Below are 14,494 nucleotides of genomic sequence, written 5' to 3'. Positions count from 1 at the left end.
TCAGATGGATCTGAGATTTCGTGGTGCGGAGCCGTCCGAGGAGGAGCGCGCGGCGGTCGACGCCCTGCTCGGGCCGCCCGCCTCCGCCTGGGACGGCGGCGCGAGGACCGAGCAGGACCTGCGCTTCGCCGCCCGCGCCGAGGCCGCCCGCGACCAGTTGCTGCCCGCGCTGCACGCGGTCAACGACCGGGTCGGGTGGATCAGTGAGGGAGCGCTCGAGTACATCTGCCGCCGCCTGACGATCCCCCCGGCCGAGGCGTACGGCGTGGCCACGTTCTACGCGCTGTTCTCCGTGCAGCCCCGGCCGAAGCGGGTCCTGCACGTCTGCACCGACCTGGCCTGCCAGGCGAAGGGCGCGGAGTCCGTACGCAAGCGGGTCGAGGACCACTTCGGCCCGGCGGGCACGTCGTGGCAGGAGAGCCCCTGCCTGGGCATGTGCGAGCGCGCCCCGGCCGCGCTCGCCCTGGAGGCGGGCACGCCGCCCGTGGCCCAGGTGTACGCCCCCGCCACCCCCGACACGATCACCACCATGGCCGAGGCGCCGCCGAGCTCCAACGGGAGCACGCCGAGCGTCAAGGTCACCGGCGAGACCCCAGAACGGGCGGCGGTGCCGCAGGCCGGGCAGGACGGACTGCTCCTGCTCAGGAGAGTCGGCACCGTCGACCCGGCCAGCCTGGACGACTACCGGGCGGCCGGCGGCTACACCGCGCTGCGGCGGGCCTTCGAGCTCGGGCCCGCCGGCGTGATCCGCGAGGTGCTGGAGTCGGGCCTGGTCGGCAGGGGCGGCGCGGCGTTCCCGACCGGGCGCAAGTGGGACGCCACGGCCCGCCAGCCGGACCACCCCCACTACCTGGTCTGCAACGCCGACGAGAGCGAGCCGGGGACGTTCAAGGACCGGGTCATCATGGAGGCCGACCCGTACGCGCTCGTCGAGGCCATGACGATCGCCGCCTACGCCACCGGCTGCGCCAAGGGATACCTCTACATCAGGGGCGAATATCCCCGGGCGGTCGCGCGGCTCCAGCACGCGATCGCGACCGCCCGCGCGCGGGGCCTGCTCGGCGACGACATTCTCGGCAAGGGCCTGTCCTTCGACATCGAGCTGCGCAGGGGCGCGGGCGCCTACATCTGCGGCGAGGAGACCGCGATCTTCAACTCGATCGAGGGGCAGCGGGGCGAGCCGCGCAGCAAGCCGCCGTTCCCGGTGGAGAAGGGGCTGTTCGGCAAGCCGACCGTGGTCAACAACGTCGAGACGCTGGTCAACGTGCTGCCGATCCTGGAGCGCGGGGCGCAGGCGTACGCGGCGGCCGAGCCCAAGCTGTTCTGCGTCTCGGGCGCGGTGGAACGCCCCGGCGTGTACGAGCTGACGTTCGGCGCCACGCTGCGCGAGCTGCTCGACCTGTCGGGCACCACCGGCACGACCAGGGCGGTGCTGCTCGGCGGGGCGGCCGGCGCGTTCGTCACCGACCTGGACATCCCGCTCACCTTCGAGGGCACCAGGGCCGCCGGCGCGACGCTCGGCTCCGGCGTGGTGCTCGTCATCGACGACGACGTGGACCTCAAGAGCCTGCTGCTGCGCATCGCGGAGTTCTTCCGCGACGAGTCCTGCGGCCAGTGCGTGCCCTGCCGGGTGGGTACGGTACGCCAGGAGGAGGCCCTGCACCGGCTGTCGCGCCGGGTCGACGACGACGATCTCGTGCTGCTGCGCGAGGTCGGCCAGACCATGCGTGACGCCTCCATCTGCGGCCTCGGACAGACCGCCTGGAACGCCGTCGAATCAGCCATCGACCGCCTGGGAGTTTTCAGATGATCCCGCTCCAGCCGCCCCGCCGGCTCATCGACGTCGAGATCGACGGCGAGACCGTGCGCGTGCCAGAGGGCTCGACGATCCTCGACGCGTGCGCCGTGGCGGGCAAGGACATCCCGACGCTCTGCTACGGCGACACGCTCACCCCGAAGAACGCCTGCCGGGTCTGCGTGGTGGAGGTGGAGGGCGCGCGGACGCTGGCGCCCGCCTGCTCCAGGAAGGCCGAGAAGGGCATGAAGGTCGGCACCGACACCGAGCGCGCCCGGCAGAGCCGCAAGGTGGTGCTGGAACTGCTCGCCTCCTCGGTGGACCTGTCGACCACACCGAGGGCGGCCGAGTGGACGGAGGAGTACGACGCCGACCCGGCCAGGTTCGGCGACGACGCCGCCACCGTCGAGCAGCCCGCCAAGGTCGACAACGAGCTCTACGTACGCGACTACAGCAAGTGCATCATGTGCTACAAGTGCGTGGACGCCTGCGGCGACCAGTGGCAGAACACCTTCGCCATCGGCGTCGCGGGCCGGGGCTTCGACACGACGATCTCCACGGAGTTCGACGCCCCGCTCACCGACTCGGCCTGCGTCTACTGCGGCAACTGCGTCGAGGTGTGTCCCACGGGCGCGCTGTCGTTCAAGAGCGAGTTCGACATGCGGGCCGAGGGCACCTGGGACGAGTCGAAGCAGACGGAGACCACGACGATCTGCAGCTACTGCGGTGTCGGCTGCAACCTGACCCTGCACGTGCAGGACAACAAGATCGTCAAGGTGACCTCGCCGCACGACAACCCGGTCACCAAGGGCAACCTCTGCGTCAAGGGCCGCTTCGGGTACGGCTATGTCTAGGGTCTCCGTCAAACGTCGCATCCTGCGGGTGAAGGACACCGCCCGCACCAGCAGGATCGACTCGCTGGCCGCCGAGGAGCCGCTGGAGATCCGGCTCAACGGCACGCCGCTGACGGTCACCATGCGCACGCCCGGCGACGACTTCGACCTGGCCGCGGGCTTCCTCGTCAGCGAGGGGGCCGTGGGCTCGCCGGACGACATCGCCACGATCCGCTACTGCGCGGGCGCGACGGTGGACGGCGGCAACACCTACAACGTGCTCGACGTGCGGCTCGCACCCGGCGTCCCGGCGCCGGAGCCGCGCAACTTCTACACCACCTCCTCCTGCGGCGTCTGCGGCAAGGCGTCGCTGGAGGCGGTGCGCACCGTGGCGCGCTGGAGCGCCGGCGACGACCCCGTGGAGCTGACGCTTCCGGTGGTCACATCGCTGCCGCTGCGGCTGCGGGCGGCCCAGCGGGTCTTCGACAGGACCGGCGGGCTGCACGCGGCCGGCCTGTTCACGGCCGGGGGCGAGGCGTTGTGCGTACGCGAGGACGTGGGCCGGCACAACGCCGTCGACAAGCTGCTCGGCTGGGCGCTCAGGAACGGCCGGCTGCCGTTGCGGGGCACCGTGCTGATGGTGTCGGGGCGGGCGTCGTTCGAGCTGGTGCAGAAGGCGGTCATGGGTGGCGTCCCCGTGCTCGCCGCGGTGTCCGCGCCCTCCTCGCTCGCGGTCGAGCTGGCCGCGGAGGAAGGGCTGACGCTCATCGGCTTCCTCCGGGGTGAGTCGATGAACGTCTACGCGGGCGAACACCGGCTGAGCGAGGAGGCCCTGCTCCCCGACTGATGTCCCCATTCCGCGAGGCGCGGCCGGACCGGCCGGCGCCTCGCGGCCGCGAACGTCGCCCCGGGCACCGGCAACGGCTCTGCCGGCGCACGACCACCGGGGCGACCGCGGGATGCCGAGCGGCGTGCCCGGGCCCCCAGCCGCCGTCCGGCATCCTGTCTTCCTGATGCGGACCGCTCACCGTGGACCGCCCAGCGTGGACCGCTCCCCCGCTCCCCCGCTCCGCCGGAGCCGCGGCACTCCTGCGTGAAGATTTTGACAATCATTTTCATTCTGCCGCATACTGGATGCATGATTTCAGGATTTTCCCGGTCTTGTGCTGCACGCTTGCTGGCGGGTATCGCGCTAATCACCACCACCGCCGCGTGCGGCGCCGGCTCCGCCACCACCACAGGGGCGGAGGGCGGCAGGCCCGAGGTGGTCGCCGCCTTCTACCCGCTCCAGTGGCTGACCGAACAGGTCGGGGGATCCGACGTCCAGGTGACGAGCCTGACTGCGCCCGGCGTCGAGCCGCACGACCTGGAGCTGGGCATCCAGCAGGTCACCGCGATCAGGAACGCCGCGCTCACCGTCTATGTCAAGGGTGTGCAGCCGGCCGTGGACGACGCCGTGGAGCCCGACACGAGCTTCGACGCCGCGACCGCCGTCAAGACGATCCCGGCCGGCGGGCACGCCGAGGAGCACGGGCACGAGGAGCACGGGCACGAGGAGGGCGCCGAGGAGCACGGGCACGAGGGCGCCTACGACCCGCATCTTTGGCTCGACCCGTCCCGCCTGGCCACCGTCGCCACGAAGCTGGGCGAGCGGCTGGCCGCCGCCGACGCTCCGCACGCCGAGGCGTACAAGGACCGCGCCGCGAGGACGGCCGCCGCGCTCGGAACGCTCGACCAGGAGTTCACCCAGGGCCTCCGCACGTGCAAGACCAGGACGCTGGTCACCGCGCACGAGGCGTTCGGCTATCTGGCGGACCGTTACAAGCTCGAGCAGGTCGGCATCACGCTCGACCCCGAGACAGAGCCGTCGCCCACCCGCATCTCCGAGGTGGCCAAAATCGCCAAGGCCGAGGGCGTGACCACGATCTTCACCGAGACCCTGGTCAGCCCGAAGGTGGCCGAGGTGCTCGCGAGCCAGGTCGGCGCGAAGACGGCCGTGCTCGACCCGCTGGAGAGCAAGCCCTCGGGCGACTACATGTCCGCCATGCGCGATAACCTCAAAACCCTACAAACAGCACTGGGGTGTACGGCATGAGCGAAACGGCCTTCGCGATGACCGACGGCCGGGTCTCCTTCGAGGGCAAACCCGTCCTTCGGGGGATCGACCTGACCATCCGTCCCGGGGAGGTCGTCGCCCTGCTGGGCGCCAACGGCTCGGGCAAGTCCACGCTGGTCCGCGCGCTGCTCGGCCTCACGCCGCTGTCCGGCGGCTCGACCCTGGTCTACGGCTCGCCGCCCGCCAGGTTCCGCGACTGGTGGCGCATCGGCTACGTGCCGCAGCGGCTCCACGTCGGGGGCGGCGTGCCCGCCAGCGTACGCGAGGTCGTGGCCTCCGGCCGGATCGCCAGGCAGAGCAGGTTCCGCAGGACCAGCGCGGCCGACAGGGCCGCCGTGGCGAGCGCGCTGGAGGCCGTCAGGCTGGCCGAGCGCGAAGGTGACCCCGTCCAGTCGTTGTCCGGGGGCCAGCAGCAGCGGGTGCTCATCGCCCGCGCGCTGGCCGGGGAGCCGGACACGTACGTGATGGACGAGCCGACCGCGGGCGTGGACGCCGAGACGCAGAAACTGCTCGCCGACACCCTGGCCGCGCTGGTGCTGGACGGCAAGACCGTGGTGCTGGTCGCGCACGAGCTGGGCCCGCTGGAGCCGATCATCACGCGCGGCGTCGTGATCCGCGAGGGCCGGGTCGTGCACGACGGCAGGCCGCCGCGGCCCGAGGGCGACTGCGCGCGGCCCGGACACGAGCACCAGCACCCGCACGCGGCCGTCGAACCGGGCGCGGGACCGCTCACGGGGTGGCAGGGGGACCCACGATGATCATGGAGCTGCTTCAGGAGGAGCTCTTCCAGCTCGCGCTGATCGCGGCGCTGCTGGTGGGGCTCTGCGCGCCCGCGGTCGGCACGTTCATCGTGCAGCGCAGGTTGTCGCTGCTCGGCGACGGCATCGGGCACGTCGCGCTGACCGGCGTGGCGCTGGGGTTCCTCACCGGCACCGCTCCCGTGCTGACCGCGGTGATCGTGTCCGTGCTCGGCGCCGTGGCCATCGAGCTGGTCAGGGCGCGCGGCCGCACCAGCGGCGACGTGGCGCTCGCGCTGCTGTTCTACGGCGGGATCGCGGGCGGCGTCATGCTCATGGGCATCGCGCCCGGCGGCAGCACCACCAAGCTCAACTCCTACCTGTTCGGCGCCATCGCCAGCGTCACCCCTGGGGACATCTGGGTCATCGCCGCGCTGGCCGCCGCGGTGATCGCGGTCGTCGTCATCTTCGGCAGGGAGTTGTTCGTGCTCTGCCAGGACGAGGAGATGGCCAGGGCCAGCGGCCTGCCGGTGCGTTTCCTCAGCCTGCTGATCGCGGTCACGGCCGCGCTCACCGTCGTCATCGCCATGCGCGTGGTCGGCCTGCTGCTGGTCAGCGCTCTGATGGTGATCCCCGTGGCCACCAGCCAGCAGCTCACGCGGGGATTCCGCACGACGATGCTGCTGGCCATGGTGTTCGGGGTGCTCGCCTCCGTGGGCGGCCTGCTGGCCTCCACCTACTCGGCCAAGGTCCCGCCGGGAGCCGCCATCGTGCTTCTTGCGCTCGCCGGCTTCGTCCTGGCCCTCGGGGTCGGTAGATTCGTACGGCGAGGCCGTACCCAGGAGTCACCATTGAGTGAGCGACCACAGCTGCACGTCAAGGAGGTCGCATGACGACGAGACGTGATGCCGTGCACGACACCCTGCGCAGGAGCGAGGGTTTCCGCAGCGCGCAGGACGTCTATGCCGAGATGCGTCTGCACGGCGCCAAGATCGGGCTGACCACGGTCTACCGCGCGCTGCAGGCGCTGGCCGACGGCGGCCAGGTCGACGTGCTGCGCACCGACGAGGGCGAGTCGGTCTACCGCGCCTGCGCGAGCGACACCCACCACCACCATCTGGTGTGCCGCCGCTGCGGCCACACCGTGGAGGTCGACGGGCCCGCGGTCGAGCGCTGGGCCGAGACGGTCGGCAGCGAGCACGGGTTCACCGAGATCACTCACACGGTCGAGGTCTTCGGCACCTGCTCCGCCTGCTCGACCCCGGTCCCCACGCGCTGAGCCCTGCCGGAGCCGTACAACACGCCGAGCACGATGATCGCGCAGCCCGCGAGCTGCAACACCGACGGGCGCTCCCCGAGCGCCAGCGCGGAGATGCCCACGGTCGTCATGGGCTGGATCAGCAGCAACAGCGCGGTGAGCGCGGCGGGCTGGCGCGGCAGCGAATAGGTGATCAACGACCATCCGAGCACCTGCGGCCCGAGCGCGAGCAGCAGCAGCCAGCCGTGCGCCGGCCAGTCCGGGGTGAAGTCAGCGCCGCCGAACGCGGGGCTGAGCAGCGCGATCGTCGCGGCGGTCACCACGGTCGCGTGCGCCAGCGGGCCCGCGCCACGGTCCGGCCCCGCCTTCATCAGCAGCAGGAACACCGCGTACGACAACGACGTGGCGATCCCCGCGAACACTCCCATCAGGGGGTCGCTGCCGTAGGCCGCGCTGTCGAACACCCCGGAGATCAGCACCACGCCGCCGAACACCACCGGTGTCCCGACCATCAGCCGCGTGGACGGCCGCTCCCCGAACACCGCCCAGGCGGCGAACGCCACGATGAACACCTGCAGGTTGCCCAGCACGGTCGCCAGCCCCGCGCCGACGTACTCGATCGCGTGGTGCCAGAACAGCAGGTCGAGCGCGAACACCGCGCCCGCGGAGTAGGCGAGCAGGAGCGCCTTGCGCGGCATCGGGCCCAAGCGGCGCCGCTCCAGCCAGGCCAGCACGAGCATCGGCGGAACGGCGTAGGCGCATCGGAAGAAGGCGGAGGTCGCGGGTGACACGTCGGCCATGCGGACCATGGGGCCAGAGGTGGAGATGATGAGTGCCCCGGCGATCGCGACCATGACGATACGCCGATGTGCACTCACGGAAACCCCCGATGTCCCGTGCAGGAGATACGCTGCGACAACGCTAGAACCCGGCGCATACAGGAGTCAACATGCCGTTTGGCCATGACATGGTGCATTCGCTGGCCACCGTTGTCGAGCTGGTCAACACCTCGCCCTCCACCGGTGGCGACGAGGGTCTGGCCGGTCTGGCCGAACTGCAGGCGTTCGTCGAGTCCCGCGAGATCAGCGGCGTGGGCCGGCTCACGGCGCGCGACCTCGGGCAGCTGCGGATGGTGCGGGAGGCGTTCCACCGGGTCTTCACCGCCGCCGACCAGCCGAGCGCCGTCCGCCTCCTCAACGCGCTGCTGTCGGAGACGCGCATCACGCCCAGGCTCACCGAGCACGACGGGCACCCGCTGCACGTGCACTATTTCGCCGCCGACGCGACGCTGGCGGAGCACGTCGCGGCCGACTGCGGGGTGGCGCTGGCCCACCTGCTGGTCGAGGGCGAGGCCGAGCGCCTGCGCACGTGCGCGGCGCCCGACTGCGAACGGGTATTCGTCGACGAGTCGCGCAACCGCTCGCGCGTCTACTGCGACAGCCGCACGTGCGGCAACCGCATGCACGTCGCCGCCTACCGTGCCCGCCGCCGGGCCTGAGCCGCTAGACCTGGTTGGGGATGGCCCCGCCGTAGCGGCGGTCGCGCTTGGCGTAGATCTCGCACGCCTCCCACAGGTCCCTGCGGTCGAAGTCGGGCCAGAGCCGGTCGAGGAACACCATCTCGGCGTAGGCCGACTGCCACAGCAGGAAGTTGGAGAAGCGCTGCTCTCCCGACGACCGTACGAACAGGTCGACCTCGGGGATCTCCGGCTCGTCGAGATAGCGGGCGAACACCTTCTCGTTGACCTTGGACGGCCTGACCCGCCCGGCCGCGATGTCCTCGGCCATCCGCACCGCCGCGTCGACGATCTCGGCCTGCCCGCCGTAGTTGACGCAGAACTGCAACGTCAGCGTACGGTTGCCGACGGTCATCTCCTCGGCCGTCTGCAACTCGGAGATGACGCTCTTCCACAACCGCCCGGGCCGGCCGGCCCAGCGCACGCGCACGCCCATGGCGTTGAGCTCGTCGCGGCGCCGCCGGATCACGTCGCGGTTGAAGCCCATGAGGAAACGCACCTCGTCGGGAGAGCGCTTCCAGTTCTCCGTCGAGAACGCGTAGGCGCTCAGATAGGGGATGCCCAGCTCCAGTGCCCCCTCGATGACGTCGAACAGCGAGGATTCGCCTGCTTTGTGCCCCTCGGTGCGCGGCAGCCCCCGCGCCTTGGCCCAGCGGCCGTTTCCGTCCATGACGATGGCGACGTGCCGGGGCACCAGCTCGCGCGGGATCGGCGGCGGTGTCGCGCCTGACGGATGCGGGGACGGTGGTCGGACGTTCACGCGGGCTCCCTTTCGACGTGTCGGAGAGAGCGTATGCCGTGTTCGAGGTGCCACTGCAGATAGGCGGCGACCAGACCGCTGCACTCGCTGCGATGGCGCGACTCGGAGGCGTCGGCCGCCGCCCAGTCGCCCCGCAGCAGCGCGGCCATGAGCCCGATCGTCCCTCCCGCGGGCACGGCCGACCCGGACGGTTTGCACGCCCCGCACACCACGCCGCCCGCGACGATGGCGAACGCCCTGATCGCCGGGGCCCGGCACTTGGCGCACGCGTCGAGCGCGGGGGCGTAGCCCGCCACGGCCAGGGAGCGCAGAAAATAGGCGTCCAGCACCAGCCTGGCCTCGTGATCCCGGTCGGCGAGCGTGCGCAGCCCGCCCACCAGCAGCAGGAACTGCCGCAGCGCCGGCTCCTTCTCCCCGTGCGTCAGCCGGTCGGCGGTCTCCAGCATCGCGGTGCCCGCGGTGTAGCGGGGATAGTCGGCGGCCAGCGCCTCCCCATAGGGTCTCAGCGTCTCCGCCTGGGTGACGACGTCGAGGGTGCGCCCGGTGTGCAACTGCAGGTCGACGTGCGTGAACGGCTCAAGCCTCGCCCCGAAACGGGACGTCGTGCGGCGCACTCCCTTGGCCACCGCCCGGATCTTGCCGGTGCGCTTGGCCAGGACGGTGACGATGCGATCGGCCTCACCGAGCTTCTGTGTACGCAGGACCACGCCTTCGTCACGGTAGAGACTCACTCGAACATCTTACGGCCACTCTCGGTACCGACGGGCGAACGTTACGGGCATGCTCTGTTGACGCAACTTTGCGTAACCCTCACTACACTTTGACGCCTGTCCCCGCATCACCCGTTGTTCAACCCCCCGCAATCGCCTCGAAAGGGAGACATGACCCGCGTGGTCCTGCTGGGCGCCTCGCCCGGCCCCGAAACCTCTCCGACCGGCCTGAGGCTGGCCGCGCTAGCCGGCAACCCCACCGTGGCCGATCGACTACGCAGCCAGGTCACCTCCATGGATCCGCGGCCCGCCACCATCGAGTCAGGCGATGTGGCCGCCGCCCTGCGAGCCCTGGCAGATGTCGCAGCATCAGCAACGGAAAACCTCTTCATCATCCCCACCAACTCCGTCGTCCACGACGAGCTGATCTACCAGATCACCAAGTCCAAGCGCGGTGCGCTGGCGCTCGTGGCGAAGGAGCCCCGCTACGGGATCTCCGAGGAGGCGCAGGAGGACACCGGTCAGGAGGACAACGGTCAGGAAGACGGCGACGACGAGCCCGCCCAGGAGGGGCGCGTCCCGATCTCCGAGGCGGAGCCCGAGATCGGCTACGAGCGCCTCGAAGGCCTGCCCGTCCGCGCCCGCATCGGCAAGTCCTCGCGCGTGGTCTCGGTGGGCACCGCCTACCACGCCGTCACCAGACCCAACGCGGCGCTGCTCGGCCCGCTGCACGTGAGCGCGCGCAACGCCCCCGTGCTGGCGCAGACCTGCCGCGAGCTGGCCGAGATCGCCCACCGCTTCGGCGATGACGACGACCTGGTGCAGCTCGTCGTGTTCGGCCTCGTGCGCAACGGCGTGTCGGTCGGCATCCGCGGCCGCCGCGACCTGTTCTACCGCCGGGTCACCACCCAGGAGGAGGTGAACGAAGCGGGCGCCGAGATGATGGGCATGAACGAAGACCGCTCCAGGCTCAACAACGCGGTCAAGGGCGCCGACGGCTTCTTCACCACCTATTTCGTCTCCACCTACTCCCGCTTCATCGCCCGCTGGGCGGCCAGGCGTGGGTGGACGCCCAACCAGGTCACGCTGATCTCGATCGCGCTCGGCGTGGCCGCGGCCGCCTGCTTCGCGACGGGCGATCGCCCGGGGATGGTGGCGGGCGGCATCCTGATCTACTTCGCGTTCGTCTTCGACTGCGTCGACGGCCAGGTGGCCCGCTACGCCCGCAAGTTCGGCGTGCTGGGGGCGTGGCTGGACGCCACGTTCGACCGGTTCAAGGAATACGTGGTCTTCGCCGGCCTGGCCATCGGCTGGGTCGTCTCCGGCAACAGCGAGGACATCTGGATCCTGGCGCTGGCCGCGATCGGCCTGCAGTCGGTGCGCCACCTGCTCGACTTCTCCTTCGGCATCTCCAACCGCCGCAAGCCCCCGGCCAAGCTGCCCACCCTGGCGCTCGACGTGCCCGACGACCGTGACCTGCGCGAGGCGCTGACGCGGCGCAAGGTCGAGCGCAACCAGGGTGTGCGGGGCGTGCTCAAGATGTGGAGCAAGGCGGGCAAGCACCGCTCCGTCCACTGGGCGCGCAAGATGATCGTGTTCCCCATCGGCGAGCGGTTCGCGGCCATCGCGATCACCGCCGCCCTCTTCGACGCCCGGATCACCTTCCTCACCCTGGTGATCTGGGGCTCCGTCGCCGCCATCTACACCCTCACCGGACGCCTCATGAGGTCGCTCGTATGATCACCCAACCGCAGGCCATGGCCACCCCCACGCCGGATCCCGACGAGGAACGCCGCCGCATCCAGACCGCCCGCCTGCTCGCCTACCGCGACGACGGACCACTCGCCCACGCGCTGGCCGGCAAGCTCGGCAAGGGCCTGCCGCCCGTGCCCGCCACGCTCGTCGCCCTGCTGGCGATCATCGGCCTCATCGTCGCCGGCGTGCTGGAGCCGGGCCCGATCCTGCTCCTGCCCGTGGCGATCATGGTGGTGCTGGTGCTGCCCACCGCGCCGCGCAACCACCTGGGCCGCTTCGACTGGCTCACCCCGCCGCTGCTGCGCGGCACCGAGTTCCTCACCATGATCGCCGTCGGTCTCGTGGCCGACGCGCCGAGGTGGCTGCTGTTCGTGCTGGTGTACGTCGTGGGCTACCACACCTACGACACCGTCTACCGCACCCGGCAGAGCATCTGGCCGCCCGCCTGGGTGTTCCACGCCGGGCTCGGATGGGAGCTTCGGCTGCTCATCATCGGCGCAGGAGCGGCGCTGGGAGCGCTGACCCCGGTGCTGGCGGTGCTGACGGCCTACCTGTTCGTGTTGTTCGCGGTGGAGAGCGTGACGAGCTGGGTCCGCCTCGACAAGGCCTCCGCGCAGTCGAGCGCCGACGCCGAGCAGGACCTCGAGGCCTCCCCGGAAGAGGCGATGGAGCAGGCCCAGGCCAACGGCGAGGCCAAAGGCTGACGAATGTGCGGTCGTACACGTACGACCGCGTCGTCACCACTGCGGCACCGCGCGTCCGTGCGGTGCCGCGGCCCGGTCCGTCACCGCTGAGCTGAGTGCGTTCGCCCACGCGGCGTCACAGGGCTCGGCATGCCCCCATCGCGCGGTAGCGACCGCTTAGTCTGGGGGCCAGGGACACTCGGGCCGGGTTCCGGTCCGGCCGGAGCCAGGAGAGACGCGGATGGCGTTCTTGTCACGGCTGTTCAGGCGGGGCGATCCGCTGGCCGAGCGTGAAGAGGCACGCCGGCAGGGGATGCGGGACGCCCGGCGGCATCCGTTGGGCGAGTTCACCGATCCGGAGTTCCAGCCCGCGTATGTGACGGAGATCCGGGCCCGGGCCCGTGAGCAGATCACCGAGGTCGACCGGCAGTTGGCGGCCACCCGTACGGCGCTGACGGAACGCGCGCTCGGCGAGCGGGAGATCATCCTGCGGGAGCTGGGCAGGAGCGACACCCTGCCCCAGCCGTTCCTGAACGGCCACACCGCCGAGCCGCACCCGGACACCGCCGAGGCCCGGCCGGGCGCCGGGGCCGGGGCGGCGGCTGAGGCGGCGCGGTCCACGCAGCGGGATCCGTTCATCTCGATCGCCGAGGCCAGGGCGCTGCGGGCGGAGGCGCGGCGGCGGGCCCTGGTCGAGGAGGCGAACGCCGGCGTGCAGCGGGCCAGAGCCCGCATCGAACACCTCACGCAGGAGTGGGAGAGCGCGCTGATGCGGCGCGACCACGAGGTGGAGGCGGTACAGGCCAGGGCCGAGCAGCTCATCGCCGCGTACAAGAGCGGCGTGCTGCGGGCCCATCCGCGCAAGGAGGAGATCCCGTCGTTGTGGAAGGGCGAGATCATCGCCATGGACGCCACGGCGGGCAACCCCATGGCGGTCTCGGGCCGGCGGGAGATCGGGCGGATCCTGCGCGAGGTGGAGGACCGCATCGAGGTGTGGCACGCCGAGGTGCTGCCCAGGGAATTACCCGGCCACTCCCGCACCCAGTTGTCACCGGGCGGGCCGCCCGCCGCCGACGACACCGGCTCGGAGGAGAACCCGGACGGGACAGCCGGCATGAAGGACGACCCGGACAGCAGAATCGGCGCGACGGACGGCCCGGGCGGAGAAGCCGACGCGGCGGGCGACCCAGACGGCGAAACCGACACGGCCCACGATCCAGACGAGACAGCCGACGCGGCGGGCGACCCAGACGGCAAAGCCGACGCGCCGGACGATCCAGACGGGAAAACCGACACGGTGGACCATCCCGGCGGGAAAGCCGGGGCGGACCTCGCGGACGGCGTTGGGCCATCGCGTGGGCAGCACGGCGCCCCCACGTCCCCTCGCGATCAGGAGGACGGCGTATGAGAAGGAAGGCCGCGCGGGCGGGACGACGGCTGACGGCGTCCCTCAGGCGATCAGGAGGACGGCGGGTGGCGCAGGACAGTGGCGGGGCCCGGGCGCGGCGCGGGGCCCCGGGACGGGCCCGTACGGCGCGTCGCGCGGTCGCGGCGTTAGTGGTGCTGCCGGTGGTCGCGGCCGGCGTGACGGCGTGCGGGACGGAGGCCAGAGGGCTTTGTGGCGTGGTCGTCGACTCGACCAGCTACGCCGATCCGGCCACCTCCAGGAACGACGTCACCTCCAAGCTGCCGGCCTTCGCGGAGGGGTGCGACTGGATCGGGTTCGCGGCGGTCACGGGCAGTTCGGAGAGCAGCGCCTGCCGCCGGGACCCGGTGCCCGTCGCGGCGACCCGGGCGGAGAACCCCAACGACAACCCCGTGGTCGAGGAGCGGGTCAGGAAGCACCGGATCACGCAGGTGGTGCCGAGGGCGGTCGAGTTGTTCGACTGCCCGACGGAGGGCGAGGGGTCGGACGTGCTGGGCGCGCTGCGCTACGTCGCCAAGCAGCTCGCCGCGCAGCGGCAGCCGGACAAGGAGCACCGGCTCATCGTGTTCAGCGACCTGATCAACAACCGGGGCGAGCTGAACGTCAACCGGCTGGACCTCGGCGAGGACGCCCGCCGGCAGAAGATCAAGGAGTTGCGGGACGCGCGCCTGCTGCCCGGCATGAACGGGTACGCGGTGGTCGTGCACGGATTCCTGCGGAAGAAGACGTCGAGCCCCGACCGGTTCCCGCAGCTGGAGGCGTTCTGGCAGGAGGCGTTCGAAGCGACCGGCGTGGCCACCGTGGACCTGCTGTGACGCGCGGCCGCCCCGCCGAGAGCGCTCTCTGATCTGTCATGCGCACTCGCTCACGCGGGCGCTGTGCGGATTGTTGACACCGGGTAAGCC

15 protein-coding genes are annotated in these 14,494 nt (G+C 71.2%); 12 read left to right on the top strand and 3 right to left on the bottom strand.

All coding sequences use genetic code 11. From position 1 onward, the window contains the following. Window positions 1–4: 4 nt before the first annotated feature. The 7 genes from E1295_RS06685 to E1295_RS06655 all read left to right on the top strand — a co-directional run bounded on the left by E1295_RS06685 (window position 5) and on the right by E1295_RS06655 (window position 6,760). Window positions 5–1,810 (top strand): NAD(P)H-dependent oxidoreductase subunit E, encoded by a 1,806-nt coding sequence (locus E1295_RS06685; RefSeq protein ID WP_132628789.1) that lies wholly within the window; start codon window positions 5–7, stop codon window positions 1,808–1,810. Beyond that, window positions 1,807–2,649, top strand: a complete 843-nt coding sequence (locus E1295_RS06680) for a 2Fe-2S iron-sulfur cluster-binding protein (protein WP_132628788.1) — start codon at window positions 1,807–1,809, stop codon at window positions 2,647–2,649. The genes E1295_RS06685 and E1295_RS06680 overlap by 4 nt, the downstream gene beginning before the upstream one ends. Further along, window positions 2,642–3,475 (top strand): formate dehydrogenase accessory sulfurtransferase FdhD, encoded by an 834-nt coding sequence (gene fdhD / locus E1295_RS06675; protein WP_132628787.1) that lies wholly within the window; start codon window positions 2,642–2,644, stop codon window positions 3,473–3,475. The genes E1295_RS06680 and fdhD overlap by 8 nt, the downstream gene beginning before the upstream one ends. Before the next feature lie 327 nt (window positions 3,476–3,802). Then, window positions 3,803–4,723, top strand: coding sequence for a metal ABC transporter substrate-binding protein (locus E1295_RS06670; protein WP_132628786.1), 921 nt, complete (start codon window positions 3,803–3,805; stop codon window positions 4,721–4,723). Beyond that, window positions 4,720–5,502 (top strand): metal ABC transporter ATP-binding protein, encoded by a 783-nt coding sequence (locus E1295_RS06665; RefSeq protein ID WP_132628785.1) that lies wholly within the window; start codon window positions 4,720–4,722, stop codon window positions 5,500–5,502. Before E1295_RS06670 ends, E1295_RS06665 begins: the two co-directional genes overlap by 4 nt. Continuing rightward, a complete protein-coding gene (locus tag E1295_RS06660; protein WP_246079884.1) occupies window positions 5,502–6,374 on the top strand; it encodes a metal ABC transporter permease in 873 nt (290 codons plus the stop codon). Before E1295_RS06665 ends, E1295_RS06660 begins: the two co-directional genes overlap by 1 nt. After that, window positions 6,371–6,760, top strand: coding sequence for a Fur family transcriptional regulator (locus E1295_RS06655; RefSeq protein WP_132628783.1), 390 nt, complete (start codon window positions 6,371–6,373; stop codon window positions 6,758–6,760). The genes E1295_RS06660 and E1295_RS06655 overlap by 4 nt, the downstream gene beginning before the upstream one ends. On the opposite strand, the gene E1295_RS06650 is transcribed toward E1295_RS06655, so the two are convergent. Continuing rightward, the gene (locus E1295_RS06650) at window positions 6,700–7,617 is read right to left on the bottom strand and encodes a DMT family transporter (RefSeq protein WP_246079880.1); all 918 of its coding nucleotides are present in this window, start codon (window positions 7,615–7,617) and stop codon (window positions 6,700–6,702) included. The two genes, E1295_RS06655 and E1295_RS06650, sit on opposite strands and share 61 nt — an antisense overlap. A 71-nt stretch (window positions 7,618–7,688) precedes the next feature. Here E1295_RS06650 and E1295_RS06645 point away from each other — a divergent pair, with 71 nt between their 5' ends. Then, window positions 7,689–8,237 (top strand): CGNR zinc finger domain-containing protein, encoded by a 549-nt coding sequence (locus E1295_RS06645; protein WP_166427106.1) that lies wholly within the window; start codon window positions 7,689–7,691, stop codon window positions 8,235–8,237. 4 nt (window positions 8,238–8,241) lie between these two features. On the opposite strand, the gene E1295_RS06640 is transcribed toward E1295_RS06645, so the two are convergent. Beyond that, entirely contained in the window at window positions 8,242–9,015 is a 774-nt protein-coding gene (locus E1295_RS06640; RefSeq protein WP_132628782.1) for an isoprenyl transferase, read from the bottom strand. Then, complete coding sequence (gene recO / locus E1295_RS06635) at window positions 9,012–9,746, bottom strand: DNA repair protein RecO (protein WP_132628781.1); 735 nt, start codon at window positions 9,744–9,746, stop codon at window positions 9,012–9,014. Before recO ends, E1295_RS06640 begins: the two co-directional genes overlap by 4 nt. 150 nt (window positions 9,747–9,896) lie before the next feature. On the opposite strand from recO, the gene E1295_RS51755 reads away from it, so the two are divergent. The 4 genes from E1295_RS51755 (at window position 9,897) to E1295_RS06615 (ending at window position 14,404) form a co-directional block, all read left to right on the top strand. After that, entirely contained in the window at window positions 9,897–11,465 is a 1,569-nt protein-coding gene (locus tag E1295_RS51755; RefSeq protein WP_132628780.1) for a CDP-alcohol phosphatidyltransferase family protein, read from the top strand. Beyond that, a complete protein-coding gene (locus E1295_RS51750; RefSeq protein WP_132628779.1) occupies window positions 11,462–12,184 on the top strand; it encodes a DUF5941 domain-containing protein in 723 nt (240 codons plus the stop codon). The genes E1295_RS51755 and E1295_RS51750 overlap by 4 nt, the downstream gene beginning before the upstream one ends. A 220-nt stretch (window positions 12,185–12,404) precedes the next feature. Then, window positions 12,405–13,571, top strand: a complete 1,167-nt coding sequence (locus E1295_RS06620; protein ID WP_132628778.1) for a hypothetical protein — start codon at window positions 12,405–12,407, stop codon at window positions 13,569–13,571. Next, window positions 13,568–14,404: a vWA domain-containing protein gene (locus tag E1295_RS06615; protein WP_132628777.1), complete on the top strand. Its 837-nt coding sequence runs from the start codon at window positions 13,568–13,570 to the stop codon at window positions 14,402–14,404. The genes E1295_RS06620 and E1295_RS06615 overlap by 4 nt, the downstream gene beginning before the upstream one ends. The last annotated feature ends 90 nt before the right edge of the window (window positions 14,405–14,494 follow it).

Source organism: Nonomuraea mesophila (assembly GCF_004352805.1).
GTDB lineage: Bacteria > Actinomycetota > Actinomycetes > Streptosporangiales > Streptosporangiaceae > Nonomuraea > Nonomuraea longispora.
This window is presented reverse-complemented; position numbering and strand designations above follow the sequence as displayed.

Bases quoted from the DNA above. Each gene is read 5' to 3' on its own strand.
- E1295_RS51755 (WP_132628780.1), top strand. From the start codon at position 9,897: ATGACCCGCGTGGTCCTGCTGGGCGCCTCGCCCGGCCCCGAAACCTCT.
- E1295_RS06615 (WP_132628777.1), top strand. From the start codon at position 13,568: ATGAGAAGGAAGGCCGCGCGGGCGGGACGACGGCTGACGGCGTCCCTC.
- E1295_RS06645 (WP_166427106.1), top strand. From the start codon at position 7,689: ATGCCGTTTGGCCATGACATGGTGCATTCGCTGGCCACCGTTGTCGAG.
- E1295_RS06620 (WP_132628778.1), top strand. From the start codon at position 12,405: ATGGCGTTCTTGTCACGGCTGTTCAGGCGGGGCGATCCGCTGGCCGAG.
- E1295_RS51750 (WP_132628779.1), top strand. From the start codon at position 11,462: ATGATCACCCAACCGCAGGCCATGGCCACCCCCACGCCGGATCCCGAC.
- fdhD (WP_132628787.1), top strand. From the start codon at position 2,642: ATGTCTAGGGTCTCCGTCAAACGTCGCATCCTGCGGGTGAAGGACACC.
- E1295_RS06685 (WP_132628789.1), top strand. From the start codon at position 5: ATGGATCTGAGATTTCGTGGTGCGGAGCCGTCCGAGGAGGAGCGCGCG.
- E1295_RS06655 (WP_132628783.1), top strand. From the start codon at position 6,371: ATGACGACGAGACGTGATGCCGTGCACGACACCCTGCGCAGGAGCGAG.
- E1295_RS06680 (WP_132628788.1), top strand. From the start codon at position 1,807: ATGATCCCGCTCCAGCCGCCCCGCCGGCTCATCGACGTCGAGATCGAC.
- E1295_RS06665 (WP_132628785.1), top strand. From the start codon at position 4,720: ATGAGCGAAACGGCCTTCGCGATGACCGACGGCCGGGTCTCCTTCGAG.